Source organism: Thiopseudomonas denitrificans (assembly GCF_002866065.1).
In the GTDB taxonomy this organism is placed as follows: domain Bacteria; phylum Pseudomonadota; class Gammaproteobacteria; order Pseudomonadales; family Pseudomonadaceae; genus Thiopseudomonas; species Thiopseudomonas denitrificans.
The window spans coordinates 609,612-625,831 of the sequence record NZ_LNJZ01000009.1; the positions used below are offsets into that span (position 1 = coordinate 609,612).

Genomic DNA, 16,220 nt, shown 5'->3' on the forward strand with positions numbered 1-16,220 from the left:
AGTCTTCCCATGAATCCAATGCTTGATACCCTGGTTTCCCTGCTCGACATGGAAACCCTGGAAACCCACCTGTTTCGCGGAGCCAGCCAGGATCTGGGCTTTCGCCAGCTGTTTGGCGGCCAGGTGCTGGGCCAGGCACTGTCTGCCGCCAGCAAAACCGTTGACGGCAATCGCCAGGCCAATTCCCTGCACGGCTACTTCCTGCGGCCCGGTGACGCCGGCAAACCGGTAATCTACCAGGTCGAGCCGGTACGCGATGGCGCGACCTTCTGCACCCGCCGGGTCATGGCCATCCAGAATGGCCGACCGATTTTCACCTGCAGCGCCTCTTTTCATATCCGGGAGGAAGGTTTTAGCCACCAGATGCAGATGCCGGCGGTACCCATGCCGGAAGAACTGGTCCCCGACAACGAGCTGACCGAAGAGCTGTCACGCGCACTCAATGACGAAAAACGCGTCAAGATGCTGCGCAACAAGCCGATCGAAACCCGGGCTGTCCAGGTACTGGATCCGCTCAACCCGGAAAAGATCGCGCCGGTAAAACAGGTCTGGTTCAAGGCCGATGGCCGTCTGCCGGACTGCCCCGCACTGCACCGCTACTTGCTGGCTTACACCTCGGACTTCAGCTTGCTCACCACTTCGCTGCTGCCGCACGGCGCTTCAATCTGGCAACCACAAATGCAGGTAGCAAGCCTGGATCATGCCATCTGGTTCCATGACGAGGTGCGCATGGACGAGTGGCTGCTGTACAGCATGGACAGCCCATGGGCTGGCGGTGCACGCGGCTTTGCCCGTGGCAGCATCTTTACCCGTGACGGCCGACTGGTCGCTTCGGTGGCCCAGGAAGGCCTGACCCGGGTGCGCACCGACTGGCTCAAACCTGGCAACTAAAGCCATGCCCGCTTTCCTGCAAGACTGCCGGCACTGGGTGTTTGACATGGACGGCACCCTGACCCGCGCCGTACATGACTTCCAGTTCATCCGCCAGCAACTGGAAATACCCCCCGAAGCAGATATTCTCGGCTACCTGGACAGCCTGCCGGCCGACCAGGCCTGCGCTGCCCATGCCTGGCTGATGGAGCACGAGCGTGCCCTTGCCGAACGCTCGATCGCCGCACCGGGAGCGGTCGAGCTGGTGCAGCACCTGCATCAGCGTGGTGACCGCCTGGCCATACTGACCCGCAATGCACAGGAGCTGGCGCGGGTCACCCTCCAGGCCATCGGTCTGGACCACTGTTTCAGTCATGCCGACATTCTCGGGCGCGAACAGGCCGCCCCCAAGCCCGCACCCGACGGCATGCTCCGAATCGCACGCAACTGGCAGGTCGACAGCAGCAGCCTGTGCATGATCGGTGATTTTCATTTTGACCTGAGCAGTGCCCGCCGGGCGGGTGCCAGAGCAGTGCTGGTCAATCTGCCAAGCAACCCCTGGCCGGACCTGTCCGACTATCACGCACAGAACTGTAGTGAACTACTGGCGCTGCTCAAAAGAAGCCGCTCCAACATCACAAAACGCCCATAAAGCCGGCAGCATGCAACAACACTTTTGCATGCAGCGTGGCAGTACCCATGCTGATACCGCTTGCTTCCGCCCAGGTGGAAGCTCGTCTTGCTCCAGATGTTTCTCCACCACAAACAAAAAAGCCGCTGCTGTTCCGATCAGGAACCGACAGCGGCTTTTTTGCGGAATTACCCCGAACCCCCTCCAGCCGTGGTACGACCGTGGTCAATCAGTTGCCGATAAGCATCTGCAATGAGGGCTTGCGGCCGGTAAGCCTGCGTACCCGGATCCTGCGCAAAGCCTGCCGGCACTCTCGTGCCCGGCTGCGCTTTGACTTGGTAACCATTATAGGGAAATCAGGCAGCATGAAATTGCTAAAACCAGCGATTCTCTCAACTTATAAGCACAAATATCCAAAAAAAGCATAAAATGCACAATAACTATAAACAGCAACAGAGAAATATGGCATGAACAAACTCGACCGCTTTGATATCCGCATTCTCGACGCCCTGCAAAAGGACGGTCGCATCTCCAATCAGGACCTGGCCGAACAGATCGGCCTGTCGCCCTCGCCCTGCTCCCGGCGCGTACGCCAGCTGGAAGACAGCGGCTATATCCTGCGTCACGTCGCCCTGCTTGAGCCAAAAAAACTCGGCCTGACCCTGACCGCCTACGTGCTGATCGGCATGGACCGGCATACCCCCGAGCGTTTTGCCAACTTCCAGCAACACATCACCCGCTGGGACGAAGTGCTTGAGTGCAGCCTGATTACCGGCATGGATGCGGACTATCAGCTCAAGGTCGTGGTGCCGGACATGGATCACTATCAGAAATTCCTGCTGGAGAAACTGACCCGTATCGAAGGCGTCACCAGTGTACGCTCCAGCTTCGTCCTCAATCAGGTGCAACTTTCCACGGCCCTGCCCCTGGACCATTTGCGGGCCTGAAGCGGTGCTGTCAGCGCCCCCGCAACAGGCGAAAGCGTGAACGAGATCTCATTATTCGGCAAGCCTGATGTATACTGGCCCTGTTCCGCCGGCAACCCCCCACCCGATTCAGACAGCCGGGGCGCTAGCCTGATCATGCAACATTCTGGAATTCAACATGGAAACCGAAGTTTTTGAAGAGCTGATGACCACAATCCTCGTGGCCGGCCTGATTCTGTTCATGGCCTTCATCGTCTGGGATCTGGCAAAGAAGTCCAAGGCGGGGCGCTACGGCACCGCAGTCCTGTTCTTCGCCCTGGGTCTGGGTGTTCTAGGGTTTATTGCCAAAACGATCATCATTGCCGTCAAGGGACTCTAAGCCGGAAGCACATCCACTCCGGATACCGCCGGCTTTTCCAACTGGTCATATAACGGCCATTCTCCAGCAAACCACAACCAATAGTCATAACACATGAAACCTGCCGACCTTGTCATGCAAAGCTATGGACGCTGCTGTCGCTCCACCGGCTTTTTCGATACCTTTTACCGTATTTTCCTTGCCAGCTCACCCGACGTTCGCGCAAAGTTCGCCAATACAAATATGCAGGCACAGCAGCTGCTGTTGCGCCAGGGCATCATGAACGTCGTCCTTTACGCTCGCGGCATGCCCGATACCAAGCTGCGCGCGCTGGGCTGCTCCCATTCACGCAAAGCCATGGACATCAGGCCCGAGCTGTATACGCTCTGGACCGATTCACTGCTGAAAACCATTCACGAGCACGATGCCGAGGCTGACACGAACACGCTCAATGCCTGGCTTACCGTGATCAATCAGGGAATCTCGGTCATTCTCGAAGAATACTGAGGGTGGTTCCCGGCCCGGCACACCTGTAACCGCTCAACCACAAAGCATGAAGGAGGCAGGACCGTATCGGGCAAAGCGAAACTCCGCCGCTGAATCAGCCTGAGAGTTGCAGCCTGCAGGCGATTACTGCAATTGTCGCCACTGCCCGGGCTGCAAATCTCCCAGTTCCCAGTCCCCGATGCGCATGCGCACCAGCCGCAAGGTCGGCAAACCGACCGCCGCCGTCATGCGCCGGACCTGCCGGTTCCGGCCCTCGCAGATGCGGATCTCCAGCCAGCTGGTGGGCACCGTCTTGCGAAAGCGCACCGGCACTGGCCGTTCCCACAACTCCGGCTCGCTGATCACGCGCACCTGTGCCGGCAGGGTCACCCCGTCCTTCAACTGTACGCCCGCTTCCAGCAGGCGGACATGTTCCGCAGCGGCTTCACCTTCCACCTGCGCCCAGTAGGTTTTCCACATCCGGTGACGAGGGTCACTGATGCGCGCCTGCAGACGCCCATCGTTGGTCAGCAACAACAGTCCCTCGCTGTCACGATCAAGCCGGCCGGCCGGATAGACGCCGGGAAAATCCACCCAGTCCTTCAGGGTCGCCCGCCCCTGGTCATCACTGAACTGGGTGAGCACGTCATACGGCTTGTTCAGGGCTATCAGAACCGGTGGCCGGGACGGCTTTTTCGGTGTGCCTCCCTGCTGCCGGCGCACCGCCGGGCGCTGTCGTCTTTCAGTCATTCCAGGCCTTGAGCAAACCGGCAAACTCTTGCAGCCAGGGAACCGCATCCTGTTCCGGGGTAACGGTTTCGCTGGCATCCAGCCGCAGGGTATCCTGCAATCGGACCAGCCCGAGCAGATCAGCCAGATCCTCCAGCTCATCCGCCGCCAGACAGAAGTTGTCACCATAGCCGGCATCGCCCAGCCCGATAATTCCGACCGGCCGGCCGACCCAGTCGGGCTGACGCTCCTGCAGTGTATCGACCAGCGGCTGCATTTTTTCCGGCAGCTCGCCCATGCCCGTAGTCGAGGCAATGAACAGCAACCCGCCCGGATCATGCTCCAGCAGGTCAGTCACGTCCCAGTGCTGCCGATAGGCCGTATCCAGCCCGGCTGCGGTCAGCAGCTCGCCGGCCCGCCAGGCGACTTCCTCCGCAGCACCAAAAACGGTTCCCGAAACAATTGCAATGCGCATGACCACTCCACACAATAGCCTGCACCGGTGCGCCTCACCCTTTCAGGCTACAGTCGGCAGCCGGTACGGCTGGCTTCTCGATTTTTCAACAAACGGCAAGAATAATGTTAACCTGCCTCAATTCAGCCGGCAGACTAACAAGCCCGACGCAGTGTCGGCAAGCCATGGAGCCCGAGTAAGTCCTTGTCCGTCAATTTTCCCGTTCTCATTACCGGTGCAGCCCAGCGCATCGGCCTGCATTGCGCCCGCCGCCTGCGGCAATCAGGTTATCCGGTCATGATCAGCTACCGCCAGCGCCATCCCGGCGTAGATGAGCTGGAAGCAGCCGGTATCACCTGCCTGCCCGCCGACTTTGGCAGCGAAGCGGGGATCCTCGCATTCATTGAGCAGGTACAACAGCATGCCGATGGCCTGCGCGCCATCATCCACAACGCCTCGGCCTGGCAGGCCGATCCGGTACCGGCCAATGGCAGTGCTTTTAATACACTGTTTCACGTACACATGCTGGCGCCCTATCTGATCAACCTGGCCTGCGAACCTCTGCTGCGCCAGAGCCCGATCGCCGACATCATCCACATCAGCGATGATGTCACCCGCCGCGGCAGCAGCCATCGTGTCGCCTACAGCGCCAGCAAGGCGGCGCTGGACAACATGACCCTGTCCTTTGCCAGCCAGTTCGCCCCGCATATCAAGGTCAACGGCATCAGCCCGGCGCTGATCATGCTGCACCCGGATGATGGCGTCGAGTACGCACGGCAGGCCATGGACAAATCCGTATTAAAAACCGTTCCCGGCCCCGAAGTGGTGATGCAGGCGGTAGAATACCTGTTGAACAATCCCTACGTGACCGGAACCACCCTCTGCCTGAATGGCGGTAGGCATCTGAAGAATTGAAAGGAACCATCGAAATGTGTGAAGAACTGGCCAAGCACTATCACGCCATCCTTGAAGGACTGGGCGAGGACCCGCAGCGCGAAGGGCTGCTCGATACCCCGATGCGTGCCGCCAAGGCCATGCAGTACCTGTGCAACGGCTACGAAAAGAACCTTGACGAAGTGGTCAACAACGCGCTGTTCGAGTCCAGCAGCGAAGAGATGGTGATCGTGCGCGACATCGAGCTGTACTCGCTGTGCGAGCACCACCTGCTGCCCTTCATCGGCAAGGCCCACGTCGCCTACATTCCCACCGGCAAGGTGATCGGCCTGTCAAAGGTGGCACGCATCGTCGACATGTATGCCCGCCGCCTGCAAATCCAGGAAAACCTGACCCGCCAGATTGCCGATGCGGTGATGAGCGTGACCCAGGCATCCGGCGTCGGCGTGGTGATCGAGGCCAAGCACATGTGCATGATGATGCGCGGTGTGGAAAAGCAGAACTCGGTGATGACCTCCTCGGCCATGCTGGGCAGTTTCCGCAGTTCGGTGAATACCCGCCAGGAGTTCCTGCAACTGATCCGGGGTCACTGACATGCAGATGCTCGAGCCCGGACAAGCCCGCATCCGCATCAAGGATTTGCGCCTGCGCACCTATATCGGCATCAATGATGACGAGATCCGCAACAAGCAGGACATCCTGATCAATGTGCTGATCCTCTATCCGGCCTGCCGGGCGGTGGACAGCAACCTGATCGACGATGCCCTGAACTATCGCAGCATCACCAAGGCCGTGATCGAGCTGGTGGAGAGCAACCGCTTCGCCCTGCTCGAACGCCTGACCCAGGACGTGCTGGATTGCGTCATGGGTTTTGCCCAGGTCAGCTACGCCGAAGTCGAAGTCGACAAGCCACATGCCCTGCGCTTCTCCGAGTCCGTCTCGATCACCCTGGCCGGACAGCGTGATGCCTGAGACACTGGACACCCTGATCAGCCAGCTGTCGGCAGACAACCTGATGTTCGCCGACGTCCTGGCCTTTATCGAACGGCACTATCATTACCAGCCACAGCCGTTCGATAACGGCCCGCTGCACAATGTCGCCGGAGAGAACCAGGGCTCCTGCAAGATCCTCGGCCTGGCCCTGCTGGAGGGCTTGAGCACAGAACAGGCTTTGCTATGCTTTGGCGAGCACTACCGTCATGTGCTGGTCACCCCCGATGGCAACGATCACGCCAACATCCGCCAGCTGATGCAAAACGGTCTGGAACCAGTCAGCTTCAGCACGCTGCCACTCACCCGGAAAGCGGCTTTGTAGGTGCGAATTCATTCGCACATTGGCGCCCAGCTTTCTTAATGCGACCGCAGAATCAGCGCCGTGTTCGAATAAATTCGAACCTACACGTCCGCTGGTTAGCAGCAGTGCAAAAAACTCACCGCCCCTGCTCCAGCCCCCACTGGTACAGCAGGTTCTTGCGTGCTCCGGTAATCTGCGCCGTCAGTGCCGCCGCCTTTTTCAATGGCAACTCCGCAGCCAGCAGCATCAATACCCGCTGTGACTCGGCATCCACCACATCCTTGCCGGCTTTATCATCCAGTCCTTCCACCAGCAGCACACACTCGCCGCGCTGCTGGTTGCTGTCGGCGGCGATCCAGGCGGCCAGCTCGCCCAGCGACGCGTCCTTGATGGTTTCGAAAGTCTTGGTCAGCTCCCGTGCCAGCACCGCCTGGCGCTGCGCCCCAAAGGCTTCAGCCATGGCCATGACCGACTCCAGCACCCGGTGCGGGGCTTCGTAAAAGATCAGCGTGCGGGTTTCCCCGGCCAGCGCTTGCAAGCGGGCAGCGCGGGCACCACTGCGTGCTGGCAAGAAACCCTCAAAAGCAAAGCGGTCCGACGGCAGGCCGGCCGCCGACAATGCGGCAATCGCGGCACAGGCACCCGGTACCGGCACCACCCGAACTCCTGCCGCGCGCGCCTGTCTCACCAGATGGAACCCGGGGTCCGACACCAGCGGCGTGCCGGCATCACTGATCAGTGCCAGGTCGGCACCGTCGAGCAAACGTTGCACCAAGCCGTCACTGCCCGAGCGCTCGTTGTGATCATGGCACGCGACCATCGGTGTACGCAGTGCAAAGTGCTCCAACAAGCGCGCCGAGTGACGGGTATCCTCCGCCGCAATCAAATCGGCCTGCTCCAGCACCTGCAGCGCCCGGGCACTGATGTCCTGCAGGTTGCCAATCGGAGTGGCCACTACGTACAGGGTTCCGGCAACAGTTTTGCTCACGGCAGACTCCACTTCAGACAAAACGTGCATTGTAACGCAAAGCTGTAGCCTGACGTCGCACCCAAAGCCCAGCTTGGGTACAATAGCTCCTCACCACTAACATTGATCAGGAACAGACCGTCCATGTTGCAACACCTGCGTTTACCACTGGCCCTTGGCCTGCTTCTGGGACTGGCCGCCTGTGCCAGCACATCCGGCGATTCCATTGGTTCGCTACCCGACACTCGCAACGCGGACCTGGATAAAACCCTGACAGCAGCCGGCAAGAAAAAAGGCGATGAAGCCACCAGCCTCTATCTCGCCGCTGCCGATCTGGCATGGCAACAGGGCGACAGTCTCAAGGCGCGCTCGCTGCTGGAATCCCTGAATCTGGACCATGCCCTGCCCGCCCGGAAAATCTTCGCCAACACCCTGTCAGCCGAACTGGCACTGGCCCGCAAACAGCCCGAAATGGCCCTGCAGCTTTTGCAGGATCCGGCTTTCGACCGTCTTGCCGAACTGCCCGTCGCCCAGCAGGTGCGCAGCCAGGAAGCTCGCGCCCGCGCCCTGGAAGAGAGCGGACAGCTGCTACCTGCAGTCCGTGAGCGCATCTACATGGCCGGCCTGCTCGACCAGCAGGCGGCCGGCAACAACCTGGAAAGCACCTGGAGCCTGGTCAGTCGCCTGCAGATGCCGGTCGATAGCCGCGCCAACGAAACCGAACTGCGCGGCTGGCTGGCCCTGTCGCGCATGGTCCGCGGCAACGGCTCGCTGGTCGAAAAACAACTCAAACTGCGCGAGTGGATCGCCGCCAACAGCCTACATCCAGCTGCCCGGCAACTGCCCGCTGAACTGGACAAGTTGCTCGCCCTGCAACCACAACCATTGCAACGTGTCGCCCTGCTGCTACCAAGCCATGACCGCAACCAGAAAGTGGTCAACGCCCTGCGCAACGGCTTCCTCGCCCGTTACTACGAAGCCAGGGAATCCGGCCAGACAGTCCCCGAACTGCTCTTTTATGACAGCAACCAGACAGGCAGCCCAGAGGAGCTGTATCGCCAGTTGCAACAGGATCAGGTCGACCTGCTGATCGGCCCATGGGAAAAAGAACTGGTCACACGGCTTGCCGAACAGGCATCCCTGCCCGTTGCCACTCTGGCCCTGAACTATGCTGACAACCATACCTCACAGGCCACCAGCAACCTCTACCAGTTTGGCCTGTCGGCTGAGGATGAAGCCCGCATGGCTGCCGAACGGGCCTGGGCTGACGGCATGCGCAACGCCGTTGTGCTCGTCCAGGCCGGCGACTGGGGTCGCCGCGTACAGGCAGCCTTTGCCGGTCACTGGCAACAGCTGGGCGGCACGCTTGTGGATAGCGTCTACCTGGGCCAGCCGGTTGAGCTGGCCCAGCAACTGGGCAGCCTGTTGCGCTTGCGCGACAGCGAAGAGCGCAGCAAGAAACTGGCCGACACCCTGCAAACCCGCATCCATAGTCAACCCGGCCGCCGCCGTGACGTCGATTTCGTCTTCCTCGCCGCACCATCCCAACTGGCCCGGCAGGTGCGCCCGACGCTGATTTTCCAGTACGCCGGCGACCTTCCCGTCTATGCCACTTCCGCGATCAACCCCGGCAGCCAGGATTCCGCCCTGCTGCACGACCTTGACGGCATCACCTTCACCGAAGTGCCCTGGCTGCTGAATACCAGTGATCCGCTAAAAGACGGCATCATCAATCGCTGGCCCGAAGCTGCCAGCCTGATGGGGCGTTTTTACGCAATGGGAGCTGACACCTACCAGCTTGCGGTCCAGCTGCAGCTGTTGCAAGCCCTGCCCAACACCAGCACCGAAGGTTTGACCGGCCAGATGCAACTTGGCAAGCAGAACAGGGTCGAACGACACACGGGCTGGGCACAGTTTGTCGACGGCAAGCTGGAGCCGCTACCCTGACACGCCAGCAGGGCAGGCTTGCCGAACAGCAAGCCCTTGACCATCTTTTCCAGCATGGCCTGCAGCTGGTTGAGCGCAACTGGCACTGCCGTTATGGCGAACTGGACCTGATCATGCTTGACCGGGCCACACTGGTTTTTGTCGAGGTACGCTACCGCAGTTCGATGCATTATGGCGGAGCACTGGAAAGCATTACCCCGGCCAAACAGGAAAAAATCATGCTGGCGGCACAAAGCTTCCTGCATCAGCATCCACAGTGGCAAAATAACGCCTGCCGCTTTGACGTGGTTGCCTTACATGGCAATTGCCCCAATACCCGGGGTTTCCAGTGGCTCAGGCATGCATTCATGCTCTGAGCGCGGACCCCGACACAGTTAAAGGTACATCATGCAAAACAGAATTCAGCACATGTTTCAGGCCAGCATCGATACCAAACAGCAAGCCCTGCAGGTTCTGCCGGCCGCGATCGAGCAAGCCAGCCTCCTGATGGTCAACGCCCTGCTCAACGACGGCAAGATCCTCAGCTGCGGCAACGGCGGTTCGGCCGGCGATGCTCAGCACTTTTCTTCAGAAATGCTCAACCGCTTCGAGCGTGAGCGTCCCAGTTTGCCAGCCCTGGCGCTGACCACCGACAGCTCGACCATCACCTCCATCGCCAACGACTACAGCTACGAGGAAGTGTTTGCCAAACAGATCCGTGCCCTCGGACAGCAAGGCGACATCCTGCTGGCGATCTCCACCAGCGGCAACTCGGCCAACGTGGTGCAGGCAATTCACGCCGCCCACGACCGCAACATGAAGATTGTCGCCCTGACCGGCCGCGATGGTGGTGCGATGGCCCCCCTGCTGCAGCCGGATGACATCGAAATCCGGGTGCCCTCCAGCGTCACGGCCCGCATCCAGGAAGTACACTTGCTAGCCATCCATTGCCTGTGCGACCTGATTGACCGCCAACTATTCGGGAGTGAGGAATGATGCGCAATATTCTGCTACTGGTACTGACATCCCTGATGCTGACCGCCTGTGGCGCTCGCAGCCCGGGCAACAAGGTGGACGACCAGGTGATCCACCCCAATGTGAACAGGGCGATCAAGGAGGCCCACCCCGACCTCGGCAGCCCGACCTCCCACACTGTGGTCACCAGTTATAACGGAGTGATCCTGATTGCCGGTGAAACACCCCGTGAAGACCTCAAGCAAATGGCCACTCGCGCCGCACAAGGGGTCGATGGCGTCAAGGTGGTGCATAACGAGCTAAGGGTAGCCTACCCCACTCCGGTCAACATCCGCGCCAACGATACCCTCCTGACCACCAAGGTCAAAACCCGCCTGGTAGCGGAAACCGACGTCCCGTCAACCAAGGTCAAGGTGGTCACCGTCAACGGTGTGGTTTATCTGCTGGGTATCGTCAGCCGTACCGAAGCCGACAACATCACCTATGCGGTGCGTCAGGTTGGCGGCGTGCAGAAAATCGTGCGCTTGTTCGAATACATCAACTGATCCCGCCCTGATACAAAAAAGCCTCTTGCAGATGTATGCAAGAGGCTTTTTTATTGTCTGAAAGATCATTTCACGACGCGCAGACTCGGCCGTCCGCCCGGCTTTGGCGGAGGTGGCTGTTCATCCGTTTCTTCTTGCACCTCAACACCTTCCTCGGGCAGCTCGATTTCAAAAGACATGCCCTGCCCGTTTTCCTGGGCATAGATGGCCAGCACGGCATAGACAGGTATCACCAGCTGGTGCGGCACACCGGAAAACCGCGCCTCGAAGCTGACCACCTGGTTGTTCATCACGAAGTGCCGGACAGCCGAAGGCGACAGGTTCAGGATCAGCTGGCCGTGCTCGGCAAACCCTTCAGGGGCAATCACGCCCGGTGCCTCCGCGGCAACCAGCAGGTAAGGTGTGCACTCGTTATCGACAATCCACTCATAAAGAGCACGGATCAGATAAGGCTTGCTCGGGGTCATCAGGTAGTCCGCCAATCAGGTACGCATCAACCGCTCCGCCTCGCTCAGGCTGGCCTGAAATGCCGGGCGGACAAAGTTGCGGCTCATATAGTCAAGCAGGGGCTGCGCGGCCCGTGGCAAGTCAATACCCAGTTCGGGCAGGCGCCACAGCAACGGCAACAGGCAGCAGTCAACCAGGGTCAACTCCTCGCTCATGAAGTAGGGCATGCTGGCAAAAACGGGGGCTACACCAATCAGGCTCTCGCGCAACTCCTTGCGAGCCTTGGTACGGGCTGCCTCCTTGGCCTTCTTGTCCAGAATCAGGTCGGCTAGGCTGCACCAGTCTTTCTGTACACGATAGGCAAGCATGCGGGTGTTGGCTCGCGCCACCGGATAGGCCGGCAGCAAGGGCGGATGCGGATAACGCTCATCCAGATACTCCAGAATGATCATGGAGTCGTAAAGGGACAGGTCGCGGTCAACCAGGGTTGGCACCGTCCCGTAAGGATTCACTTCGGCGAGGTATTCAGGATATTCCCCTTCGGCGACGTCAATCAGGTCGGCTACAACATCCTTTTCAGCCAGCACAAGACGTACACGGTGGGAATATTGACATAGGGGATCGGAATAGCAACCCAGTCTGTTGGGTACAGCCATGGCTTACCTCCTGTAAGTTGAAGCACTCCTGCATGCAACCCGATCAGGTTGTACAGCTCCGGCTCATTGCCAAATCTGCTGCGGCATAGAGTGCAGAAAACGCACGCGCCCCGGGGCGCGTGCGTTGCTTGGCAGAATCAGGCGGCAATCTTACTTGACGTCTTTCCAGTACTCGCGCTTGAGCAGGTAGGCAAAGACGAAGAACACCACCAGGAACAGCAGTACATAGGTACCGATGCGCTGGCTCTTGAGCTTGACCGGGTTGGCCGAGTACTCAAGGAAGGTCACCAGATTCTTGATTGTTTCATCGAACTCCTGCTCGCTCATGCTGCCGGTACCTTTTTGTACCACCAGCTGGTCACAGGATTCCTCGGTGATCGGTGCACCGGTCAGCGGGTCGAAAACCTTTTTGCCGTTCTCAACCATGGGGACCTGCTTGCAGTCGATCACCTGGTTGCCCTGCAGGGCAACCAGCACGTTGGGCATGCCGACGTTGTCGAACACCTTGTTGTTGGCACCCAACGGACGCGAAGGGTCAGCATAGAAGGTGCGCAGATAGGTGTACAGCCAGTCGGCACCACGAACGCGGGCCACCAGGGTCAGGTCGGGCGGAACCACACCAAACCACTTTTTGGCCTGCTCGTCGGTCATCGGCGTACGCATGTGGTCACCAATCTTGGCGTCGGTGAACACGATGTTGGCCATCATGGCCTCTTCGCTGATGCCCAGGTCGGTGGCCACCCGCTCGTAACGCTGAAACTTCATGCCATGACAGCCGAGGCAGTAGTTGGCGAAGGTTTTCAGTCCATCCTGCATGGCGGCCTTGTCAGTCAGGTCGATGTTGACCTTGTCCAGCGGGTAGCTCCCGCCGGCTGCAAAACCGAACACCGGCAGTGCAGACACCAGTAATGTAGCAATAATCTTTTTCATTAGCCTGTCACCCTTTCTGGAACCGGTTTGGTTTTCTCCATTCTGGTGTAGAAAGGCATCAGAATGAAGTACGCGAAGTAGAGAACCGTACATACGCGTGACAACAGAGTGAACTCGGGAGTAGGTGGCAGCACACCCATCACGCCCAGGATGACGAACGAGATGCAGAAGATCCACAGCCACAGTTTGCTCAGCCAGCCCTTGTAGCGCATGGAGCGTACCGGGCTGCGGTCAAGCCATGGCAGGACGAACAGCAGGGCAATGGATGCACCCATCGCGATCACGCCCATCAGCTTGTCCGGAACGGCACGCAGGATGGCGTAGAACGGGGTGAAGTACCAAACAGGGGCGATATGCTCCGGAGTCTTCAGGCCGTTGGCCTGCTCGAAGTTGGGCTTCTCGAGGAAGTAGCCGCCAAACTCGGGCATGAAGAACACCACGAAACAGAACACGAACAGGAACACCACCACGCCGACAATGTCCTTGACGGTGTAGTACGGGTGGAAGGGAATGCCGTCCAGAGGTACGCCGTTCTCGTCCTTCAGCTTCTTGATGTCGACGCCGTCAGGGTTGTTGGAACCCACTTCGTGCAGGGCCAGGATGTGCAGCACAACCAGCGCCAGCAGAACGATCGGCACGGCAATCACGTGCAGGGCGAAGAAGCGGTTCAGGGTAATGCCGGAAATCAGGTAGTCACCACGGATCCACTCGGTCAGGTCGGCACCGATCACCGGGATGGCACCAAACAGGGAGATGATCACCTGGGCACCCCAGTAGGACATCTGGCCCCATGGCAGCAGGTAGCCCATGAAGGCTTCGGCCATCAGCGCCAGGTAGATCAGCATGCCGAAGATCCACACCAGCTCGCGTGGCTTCTGGTACGAACCGTACAGCAGGCCGCGGAACATGTGCAGATAGACCACGACAAAGAACGCGGACGCGCCGGTGGAGTGCAGATAGCGCAGGATCCAGCCGTATTCCACATCACGCATGATGTATTCAACGGAGGCGAACGCGCCTTCGGCGGAAGGCTCATAGCTCATGGTCAGCCAGATGCCGGTCAGGATCTGGTTGACCAGAACCAGCAGGGCCAGGGAGCCGAAGAAATAGTAGAAGTTGAAATTCTTTGGTGCGTAGTACTTGGACAGATGGTCTTCCCACATCTTGGTGGCAGGAAAGCGGGCATCTACCCATTCCATGAACTTGCTCATCAGGCAGTCTCCTCATCCACACCGATAATGACCACATCGTCCGTCTCGTAGGAGTGCGGAGGAATCGGCAGGTTCAAGGGTGCTGGCTGCGCCTTGTAGACGCGACCGGCCAGATCGTAACGGGAGCCATGACAGGCACAGAAATAGCCACCCAGCCAGTCCGGCCCCAGGTCGGCAGGTGCCACTTCCGGACGGAAGGTCGGCGCACAACCCAGGTGGGTGCAAATGCCCAGTACAATCAGCAGCTCGGAGCGGATCGCCCGATTTTTCGGGTCGACATATTCGGGTTGCTCGGATTCTTTCGACTCCGGGTCCGCCAGCGCCGGCTCAAGCTTTTCCAGCCCGGCCATGATTTCTGCTGTGCGACGAACCACAAATACCGGCTGCCCCCGCCACTCAGCGACAATTTGCTGACCAGCCTCAACCTTGGCGATGTTGATTCGCACCGGTGCACCCGCCGCTTTCGCCCTGGCGCTGGGCTGCCATGATCCCAGAAACGGGATGGCTGCCCCGACGGTTCCTGCTGCGCCCACTACAGAAGTAGCAGCAACAAGGAAGCGACGTCGGCCCGCATTCACGCCGTCATTGCTCATTAAGTTGTCTCCCATCAGCTTATCTGGCTTGTTATCAAGCCTATAGTCAGAAAAAACCGAATGTCTTTTCAATCCAGCGAATACTAAAGAAAAGCCATGCAATTGACAAGATTATACACCTCGCCAAGCTCCGGTTTCGCCTTTAATGTCGTCATCGCTTAAGCCAGATCAAATCTTCCGGCACGCAGGCTTGACAACAAAAAACGCCCGTCCAGATGCGGAGCGGGCGTTCTTGTACTGCAGAAAAGCGGCTTAACGCTTGGAGAACTGTGGACGTTTGCGCGCCTTGCGCAGACCCACTTTCTTGCGTTCCACTTCACGCGCATCACGGGTTACAAAACCGGCTTTGCGCAGTTCGCCACGCAGGGTTTCATCATACTCGATCAGCGCACGGGTGATACCGTGACGAATTGCCCCGGCCTGGCCAGTCATACCACCACCGGCGACGGTAACAAAGACGTCGAACTTTTCCAGGCTATCGGTCAGCTCAAGCGGCTGACGAACCATCATGCGTGCGGTTTCGCGACCGAAGAAGTCTTCAAGGCTGCGGCTGTTAATGGAAATGCTGCCAGTGCCCGGACGCAGGAATACGCGAGCGGTTGCAGTCTTGCGACGGCCTGTGCCGTAGTTTTGATTTGCGGACATGATCTGATATTCCCGTTAAATCTTCAGTTCTTGAGGCTGCTGGGCAGCATGCGGATGCGCGGTACCGGCATAGACTTTCAGCTTGCGGTACATGTCGCGACCCAGCGGACCCTTGGGCAGCATGCCCTTTACGGCACCTTCGATCACACGCTCAGGGGCGCGGGCGATCAGCTTCTCGAAGCTGATTTCCTTGATGCCACCCGGAAAGCCGGTGTGAGAATAGTAGATCTTGTCGCTGGTCTTCTTGCCGGTAACGTGCACCTTCTCGGCATTGATGATGACGATGTAATCGCCGGTATCAACGTGCGGGGTGTACTCGGGCTTGTGCTTGCCGCGCAGGCGACGTGCCACTTCAGTTGCCAAACGACCCAAGGTCTGGCCTTCTGCGTCGATCACGTACCAGTCGCGCTTGACTGTTTCTGGTTTTGCACTAAAAGTTTTCATTTGTTATGGCCTCGGGACCGCCTTTTTGTTGAGCGGTAACTCCTGATGAATAATCTGATTCTTGGCTTACAGAAATCTTGGCGCACTACTTTCGTGGGGGCTCGGGTCTCGCGCAACCTCGACTCTGTGCGGCGGACTTGGCATCTCTCCGCCTGTCCTTCCCTCCGGCAGGCTAACCGGAAAAAAGAGTCGGACAATTATGCCCACCTGTAAAAAAATTGCAACCTTGAATCACTGGC

Annotated in this window: 24 protein-coding genes; 14 read left to right on the forward strand and 10 right to left on the reverse strand. The window is 59.1% G+C overall.

Annotated features, from left to right (window positions below):
- The first annotated feature begins 18 nt into the window (after positions 1–18).
- From tesB to AR306_RS12055, 6 genes are all read left to right on the forward strand, one after another.
- Entirely contained in the window at positions 19–891 is an 873-nt protein-coding gene (gene tesB / locus AR306_RS12035) for an acyl-CoA thioesterase II (RefSeq protein ID WP_166627834.1), read from the forward strand.
- A gap of 4 nt (positions 892–895) precedes the next feature.
- Entirely contained in the window at positions 896–1,522 is a 627-nt protein-coding gene (locus AR306_RS12040; protein ID WP_101497786.1) for an HAD family hydrolase, read from the forward strand.
- Between the two features lie 47 nt (positions 1,523–1,569).
- A complete protein-coding gene (locus AR306_RS13245) occupies positions 1,570–1,929 on the forward strand; it encodes a hypothetical protein (RefSeq protein ID WP_133539630.1) in 360 nt (119 codons plus the stop codon).
- Between the two features lie 39 nt (positions 1,930–1,968).
- A complete protein-coding gene (locus tag AR306_RS12045; protein ID WP_101497787.1) occupies positions 1,969–2,448 on the forward strand; it encodes an Lrp/AsnC family transcriptional regulator in 480 nt (159 codons plus the stop codon).
- A gap of 157 nt (positions 2,449–2,605) precedes the next feature.
- Positions 2,606–2,806 carry a DUF2788 domain-containing protein gene (locus AR306_RS12050; protein ID WP_101497788.1) on the forward strand — a complete coding sequence of 67 codons (201 nt, stop codon included), beginning with the start codon at positions 2,606–2,608 and terminating at the stop codon, positions 2,804–2,806.
- 93 nt (positions 2,807–2,899) lie between these two features.
- Positions 2,900–3,292: a globin gene (locus tag AR306_RS12055; RefSeq protein ID WP_101497789.1), complete on the forward strand. Its 393-nt coding sequence runs from the start codon at positions 2,900–2,902 to the stop codon at positions 3,290–3,292.
- A 123-nt stretch (positions 3,293–3,415) separates the two neighbouring features.
- Here AR306_RS12055 and AR306_RS12060 read toward each other — a convergent pair whose 3' ends face one another.
- Both AR306_RS12060 and AR306_RS12065 read right to left on the reverse strand, forming a co-directional pair.
- A complete protein-coding gene (locus AR306_RS12060) occupies positions 3,416–4,021 on the reverse strand; it encodes a pseudouridine synthase (RefSeq protein WP_101497790.1) in 606 nt (201 codons plus the stop codon).
- The gene (locus AR306_RS12065; RefSeq protein ID WP_101497791.1) at positions 4,014–4,475 is read right to left on the reverse strand and encodes a flavodoxin domain-containing protein; all 462 of its coding nucleotides are present in this window, start codon (positions 4,473–4,475) and stop codon (positions 4,014–4,016) included. The genes AR306_RS12060 and AR306_RS12065 overlap by 8 nt, the downstream gene beginning before the upstream one ends.
- Before the next feature lie 183 nt (positions 4,476–4,658).
- Between AR306_RS12065 and folM the strand changes: the two genes are divergently transcribed.
- Genes folM through AR306_RS12085 form a run of 4 tightly spaced genes read left to right on the forward strand, consistent with a single transcriptional unit; the run spans position 4,659 to position 6,663 of the window.
- Positions 4,659–5,369 (forward strand): dihydromonapterin reductase, encoded by a 711-nt coding sequence (gene folM, locus AR306_RS12070; RefSeq protein ID WP_101497792.1) that lies wholly within the window; start codon positions 4,659–4,661, stop codon positions 5,367–5,369.
- Between the two features lie 14 nt (positions 5,370–5,383).
- A complete protein-coding gene (folE, locus tag AR306_RS12075) occupies positions 5,384–5,941 on the forward strand; it encodes a GTP cyclohydrolase I FolE (RefSeq protein ID WP_101497793.1) in 558 nt (185 codons plus the stop codon).
- Position 5,942: 1 nt separating this feature from the next.
- Positions 5,943–6,320, forward strand: a complete 378-nt coding sequence (gene folX / locus AR306_RS12080; RefSeq protein WP_101497794.1) for a dihydroneopterin triphosphate 2'-epimerase — start codon at positions 5,943–5,945, stop codon at positions 6,318–6,320.
- Positions 6,313–6,663: a HopJ type III effector protein gene (locus AR306_RS12085; RefSeq protein WP_101497795.1), complete on the forward strand. Its 351-nt coding sequence runs from the start codon at positions 6,313–6,315 to the stop codon at positions 6,661–6,663. Before folX ends, AR306_RS12085 begins: the two co-directional genes overlap by 8 nt.
- Positions 6,664–6,778: 115 nt before the next feature.
- On the opposite strand, the gene rsmI is transcribed toward AR306_RS12085, so the two are convergent.
- A complete protein-coding gene (gene rsmI / locus AR306_RS12090; RefSeq protein WP_101497796.1) occupies positions 6,779–7,660 on the reverse strand; it encodes a 16S rRNA (cytidine(1402)-2'-O)-methyltransferase in 882 nt (293 codons plus the stop codon).
- A gap of 93 nt (positions 7,661–7,753) precedes the next feature.
- Between rsmI and AR306_RS12095 the strand changes: the two genes are divergently transcribed.
- From AR306_RS12095 to AR306_RS12110, 4 genes are read left to right on the forward strand one after another with little or no spacing between them, the layout of a single operon-like run.
- A complete protein-coding gene (locus tag AR306_RS12095) occupies positions 7,754–9,556 on the forward strand; it encodes a penicillin-binding protein activator (RefSeq protein WP_101497797.1) in 1,803 nt (600 codons plus the stop codon).
- The gene (locus tag AR306_RS12100) at positions 9,514–9,912 is read left to right on the forward strand and encodes a YraN family protein (protein ID WP_101497798.1); all 399 of its coding nucleotides are present in this window, start codon (positions 9,514–9,516) and stop codon (positions 9,910–9,912) included. The genes AR306_RS12095 and AR306_RS12100 overlap by 43 nt, the downstream gene beginning before the upstream one ends.
- A 31-nt stretch (positions 9,913–9,943) precedes the next feature.
- Positions 9,944–10,531 carry a phosphoheptose isomerase gene (locus AR306_RS12105; RefSeq protein WP_101497799.1) on the forward strand — a complete coding sequence of 196 codons (588 nt, stop codon included), beginning with the start codon at positions 9,944–9,946 and terminating at the stop codon, positions 10,529–10,531.
- Entirely contained in the window at positions 10,528–11,055 is a 528-nt protein-coding gene (locus tag AR306_RS12110; protein WP_101497800.1) for a BON domain-containing protein, read from the forward strand. Before AR306_RS12105 ends, AR306_RS12110 begins: the two co-directional genes overlap by 4 nt.
- A gap of 65 nt (positions 11,056–11,120) precedes the next feature.
- Here the strand turns inward: AR306_RS12110 and AR306_RS12115 are convergent, their stop codons facing one another.
- From AR306_RS12115 to rplM, 7 genes are all read right to left on the reverse strand, one after another.
- On the reverse strand, positions 11,121–11,522 hold the full coding sequence (locus AR306_RS12115; RefSeq protein WP_101498025.1) for a ClpXP protease specificity-enhancing factor: 402 nt from the start codon (positions 11,520–11,522) through the stop codon (positions 11,121–11,123).
- 15 nt (positions 11,523–11,537) lie between these two features.
- Positions 11,538–12,158 carry a glutathione S-transferase N-terminal domain-containing protein gene (locus tag AR306_RS12120; protein ID WP_101497801.1) on the reverse strand — a complete coding sequence of 207 codons (621 nt, stop codon included), beginning with the start codon at positions 12,156–12,158 and terminating at the stop codon, positions 11,538–11,540.
- Between the two features lie 150 nt (positions 12,159–12,308).
- Complete coding sequence (locus AR306_RS12125) at positions 12,309–13,088, reverse strand: cytochrome c1 (RefSeq protein WP_101497802.1); 780 nt, start codon at positions 13,086–13,088, stop codon at positions 12,309–12,311.
- Positions 13,088–14,299, reverse strand: coding sequence for a cytochrome b (locus AR306_RS12130; RefSeq protein ID WP_101497803.1), 1,212 nt, complete (start codon positions 14,297–14,299; stop codon positions 13,088–13,090). The genes AR306_RS12125 and AR306_RS12130 overlap by 1 nt, the downstream gene beginning before the upstream one ends.
- The gene (gene petA, locus AR306_RS12135) at positions 14,299–14,892 is read right to left on the reverse strand and encodes a ubiquinol-cytochrome c reductase iron-sulfur subunit (protein WP_101497804.1); all 594 of its coding nucleotides are present in this window, start codon (positions 14,890–14,892) and stop codon (positions 14,299–14,301) included. The genes AR306_RS12130 and petA overlap by 1 nt, the downstream gene beginning before the upstream one ends.
- A gap of 252 nt (positions 14,893–15,144) precedes the next feature.
- Entirely contained in the window at positions 15,145–15,537 is a 393-nt protein-coding gene (gene rpsI, locus AR306_RS12140) for a 30S ribosomal protein S9 (RefSeq protein WP_101497805.1), read from the reverse strand.
- Positions 15,538–15,552: 15 nt separating this feature from the next.
- Positions 15,553–15,981, reverse strand: a complete 429-nt coding sequence (rplM, locus tag AR306_RS12145) for a 50S ribosomal protein L13 (RefSeq protein ID WP_101497806.1) — start codon at positions 15,979–15,981, stop codon at positions 15,553–15,555.
- Between the last annotated feature and the right edge of the window lie 239 nt (positions 15,982–16,220).

Coding starts and splice junctions, on each gene's coding strand:
- AR306_RS12065 (WP_101497791.1), bottom strand. CDS start 4,475: ATGCGCATTGCAATTGTTTCGGGAACCGTTTTTGGTGCTGCGGAGGAA.
- folX (WP_101497794.1), top strand. CDS start 5,943: ATGCAGATGCTCGAGCCCGGACAAGCCCGCATCCGCATCAAGGATTTG.
- AR306_RS12125 (WP_101497802.1), bottom strand. CDS start 13,088: ATGAAAAAGATTATTGCTACATTACTGGTGTCTGCACTGCCGGTGTTC.
- rsmI (WP_101497796.1), bottom strand. CDS start 7,660: ATGCACGTTTTGTCTGAAGTGGAGTCTGCCGTGAGCAAAACTGTTGCC.
- petA (WP_101497804.1), bottom strand. CDS start 14,892: ATGAGCAATGACGGCGTGAATGCGGGCCGACGTCGCTTCCTTGTTGCT.
- AR306_RS12060 (WP_101497790.1), bottom strand. CDS start 4,021: ATGACTGAAAGACGACAGCGCCCGGCGGTGCGCCGGCAGCAGGGAGGC.
- AR306_RS12095 (WP_101497797.1), top strand. CDS start 7,754: ATGTTGCAACACCTGCGTTTACCACTGGCCCTTGGCCTGCTTCTGGGA.
- AR306_RS12120 (WP_101497801.1), bottom strand. CDS start 12,158: ATGGCTGTACCCAACAGACTGGGTTGCTATTCCGATCCCCTATGTCAA.
- AR306_RS13245 (WP_133539630.1), top strand. CDS start 1,570: ATGCTGATACCGCTTGCTTCCGCCCAGGTGGAAGCTCGTCTTGCTCCA.
- tesB (WP_166627834.1), top strand. CDS start 19: ATGCTTGATACCCTGGTTTCCCTGCTCGACATGGAAACCCTGGAAACC.
- AR306_RS12040 (WP_101497786.1), top strand. CDS start 896: ATGCCCGCTTTCCTGCAAGACTGCCGGCACTGGGTGTTTGACATGGAC.
- AR306_RS12105 (WP_101497799.1), top strand. CDS start 9,944: ATGCAAAACAGAATTCAGCACATGTTTCAGGCCAGCATCGATACCAAA.
- AR306_RS12050 (WP_101497788.1), top strand. CDS start 2,606: ATGGAAACCGAAGTTTTTGAAGAGCTGATGACCACAATCCTCGTGGCC.
- AR306_RS12130 (WP_101497803.1), bottom strand. CDS start 14,299: ATGAGCAAGTTCATGGAATGGGTAGATGCCCGCTTTCCTGCCACCAAG.
- AR306_RS12085 (WP_101497795.1), top strand. CDS start 6,313: ATGCCTGAGACACTGGACACCCTGATCAGCCAGCTGTCGGCAGACAAC.
- AR306_RS12115 (WP_101498025.1), bottom strand. CDS start 11,522: ATGACCCCGAGCAAGCCTTATCTGATCCGTGCTCTTTATGAGTGGATT.
- AR306_RS12110 (WP_101497800.1), top strand. CDS start 10,528: ATGATGCGCAATATTCTGCTACTGGTACTGACATCCCTGATGCTGACC.
- rpsI (WP_101497805.1), bottom strand. CDS start 15,537: ATGTCCGCAAATCAAAACTACGGCACAGGCCGTCGCAAGACTGCAACC.
- AR306_RS12055 (WP_101497789.1), top strand. CDS start 2,900: ATGAAACCTGCCGACCTTGTCATGCAAAGCTATGGACGCTGCTGTCGC.
- rplM (WP_101497806.1), bottom strand. CDS start 15,981: ATGAAAACTTTTAGTGCAAAACCAGAAACAGTCAAGCGCGACTGGTAC.
- AR306_RS12045 (WP_101497787.1), top strand. CDS start 1,969: ATGAACAAACTCGACCGCTTTGATATCCGCATTCTCGACGCCCTGCAA.
- folE (WP_101497793.1), top strand. CDS start 5,384: ATGTGTGAAGAACTGGCCAAGCACTATCACGCCATCCTTGAAGGACTG.